Source organism: Streptomyces sp. NPDC058964, from assembly GCF_042741275.1.
Lineage (GTDB): Bacteria > Actinomycetota > Actinomycetes > Streptomycetales > Streptomycetaceae > Streptomyces.
The window spans coordinates 1-2,459 of sequence record NZ_JBHYKH010000825.1; the positions used below are offsets into that span (position 1 = coordinate 1).

The window sequence follows — 2,459 nt, forward strand, 5'->3', positions numbered from 1 at the left end:
CCCCGCGCGGGACGACCGGCTCTTCCCCAGGGACATCGCGCAGTTCTCCGACGGCGGCGGCCTGGGGCTCGCGCACGGCGCCGCCGGGGTGCTGTACGCGCTCGCGGAGAGCGGCGGCGGGCGGTACGACGAGGGCGAGCGCTGGCTCCTCGGCCACACCGCGCCGCCCCCGGCGGGCACCCCCCTCGGGCTGTACGACGGTCTGGCCGGTGTCGCCCACGTCCTCGACCGGCTGGGGCACCGGCAGCGGGCCCTGGACCTGATCGACGGGATCCTGCGGGAGAAGTGGCGCAACCTCGCCTCCGGCCTGCACGGTGGCCTGGCCGGCCTGGGCCTGGTCCTGGCCGGCCTGGCGCGCTCGACGGGTGAGCCGGAGCTGCGCGAGCGGGCCGCCGAGGCCGCGGACATCCTCGTACGGCGGCTCGCGGAGCCGCATCCGGACACGCCCCGCCGGCGGGCGGGACTGCTGCGCGGCGCGAGCGGGCCGGCGCTGTTCCTGCTGCGGCAGTACGAGGAGACCGGCGAGCCCCGGCTCCTGGCCGCCGCCGGCGAGGCGCTGCGCCGCGACCTGGAGTGCTGCGTGGTCCGGGAGGGCGGCGGGCTGGAGGTGGACGAGGGATGGCGCACGCTGCCGTACCTCGGCGACGGCAGCGCCGGAATCGGCCTGGTCCTCGACGAACACCTCGCGCACGCGACCGACGCCACCGGTGAGTTCGAGCGGGCACGCCGTGCCGTCCTGACCGCCGCCACCTCCCGCTTCTACGCGCAGCCCGGTCTGTTCCAGGGCCGCGCCGGAATGATCCTGCACCTGAGCCGCACCACGACGCCGGGCGCCACCGCTGACCGGCTCGCCGGACAGATCGCGGGACTGGGCTGGTTCGCCATGTCGTACCAGGGCCAACTCGCCTTCCCCGGGCACCAGATGATGCGGCTGTCGATGGACCTCGCCACCGGAACGGCAGGGTGTCTGCTCGCGCTCGCGGCGGCCCTGGACGGTGCCCGAACCGCACAACTGCCGTTCCTGCCGCCCCACCGGCGGCCCTCACCACGCGGCTCCGCGACCTGACGGAGTCGTGACGCAACCCCGTCCCCGGAACTCGGGGTACCACGGCACACACGACACAGGGAAGGGAAACCCCATGGCACTGCTCGACCTGCAGACGATGGAATCCGACGAGCACACCGGCGGGGGCGGCGCGAGCACGGTCAGCCTGCTCTCCTGCATCTCGGCGGCGAGCGTTCTGCTCTGTCTCTGACCGGCCCCGTGAGCCACGGCCCCGGGTGTGCCCTCTCCTCGCGGGAGGGGGCACGCCGGGGGCCTTCCGCCCGACCCGACGCGAGGCCGCTGCCGATGACGACCCGTGCCGACGAGACCCCCGGCCCGGTGGCCGGACGGACCCGTGACCCAGTGCGCTCGGCGATCCGGCACAGCGGGGCCCGCTGCGCCGCCCTCTGCGCCGCGACCACGGCCGCCACGGCGGCCGGGCTCCTGCTCCCCGCCGCGCTGGGCCACACCCTGGACCTCTTGCTCGCGCACGCCCCGGCCGGTCACTGGCTGTGGCGCAGCGCCGGGCTGGTGCTGCTGCTCGCGGTGCTGGACGGGTGCGCGAGCGTGCTCGCCGGCACCCTCGACGCCCGGTCCACCGCGTGGCTGCGCGGCGGAGTCCTCGCACATGTGCTGGCGCTGGGGCCCAGGGCCACCGCGCGTTTCGGCTCCGGGGACCTGGTCGCCCGGGTGGTCGGCAACGCCGTGCAGGCGGGCACGGCGCCCGGCGCCCTGGCCGCGCTGCTCGCCGCGCTCGCCGGTCCGGCCGGGGGCGTGGTGGCGCTCGGCCTGATCGACCCCTGGCTCGCGGCCGTGCTGCTGGCCGGCGCACCGGTCCTGGCCCTCCTGCTGCGTGCCCTCGCGCGGGACACGTCGGAGTGCGTGGCCCGCTACCAGCGGGTGCAGGGCCACATCGCGGCGGCGCTCGCGGAGGCGGCCGCCGGCCGCCGAACCGTCCGGGCGGCGGCCACGGAGGCCCGGGAGGAGGCACGGATCCTGCGGCCGCTGCCGGAACTGTCCCGTGCGGGTCACCGTATGTGGCAGGTGCAGGGACGGGCCGCCGCGCAGGCGGTCGCGGTGGCACCGCTGCTGCAACTGGGCGTCGTGGCCGTGGCCGGTGTGCTGCTCACCCGTCACCGGCTGTCCGTGGGCGAGGTCCTCGCGGCCTCCCGTTACGCGGTCCTCGCGACCGGCGTGGGCGTGCTGGTCGGCCGGCTCTCCGCGCTGTCGCGGGCCGGGGCGGCGGCCGGCCGGCTGGGCGAGATCCTGGCCGTGCCCGCGCCCCGCCACGGCAGCAGGCCGCTGCCGCCCGGCCCCGGACGCCTGGAGCTGCGCCGCTTGACCGCCCGGCGCGGTGGACGCACCGTTCTCGACGGTGTCGACCTGGTGGTGGCCCGGGGGCCCCCGCCCCCCG

At 77.3% G+C, this 2,459-nt stretch carries 3 protein-coding genes; all 3 read left to right on the top strand.

Going from position 1 to position 2,459, the window contains the following annotated elements; all coding sequences use genetic code 11:
- A partial coding sequence (locus tag ACFW2E_RS45245; RefSeq protein WP_384477563.1) for a lanthionine synthetase LanC family protein occupies positions 1 to 1,066 on the top strand: 1,066 nt, incomplete at its 5' end.
- 73 nt (positions 1,067 to 1,139) lie between these two features.
- Positions 1,140 to 1,256 (top strand): SapB/AmfS family lanthipeptide, encoded by a 117-nt coding sequence (locus tag ACFW2E_RS45250; RefSeq protein WP_028798592.1) that lies wholly within the window; start codon positions 1,140 to 1,142, stop codon positions 1,254 to 1,256.
- A gap of 95 nt (positions 1,257 to 1,351) precedes the next feature.
- Positions 1,352 to 2,459: ABC transporter transmembrane domain-containing protein (locus tag ACFW2E_RS45255; RefSeq protein ID WP_384477567.1), on the top strand; the 1,108-nt coding region annotated here is incomplete at its 3' end.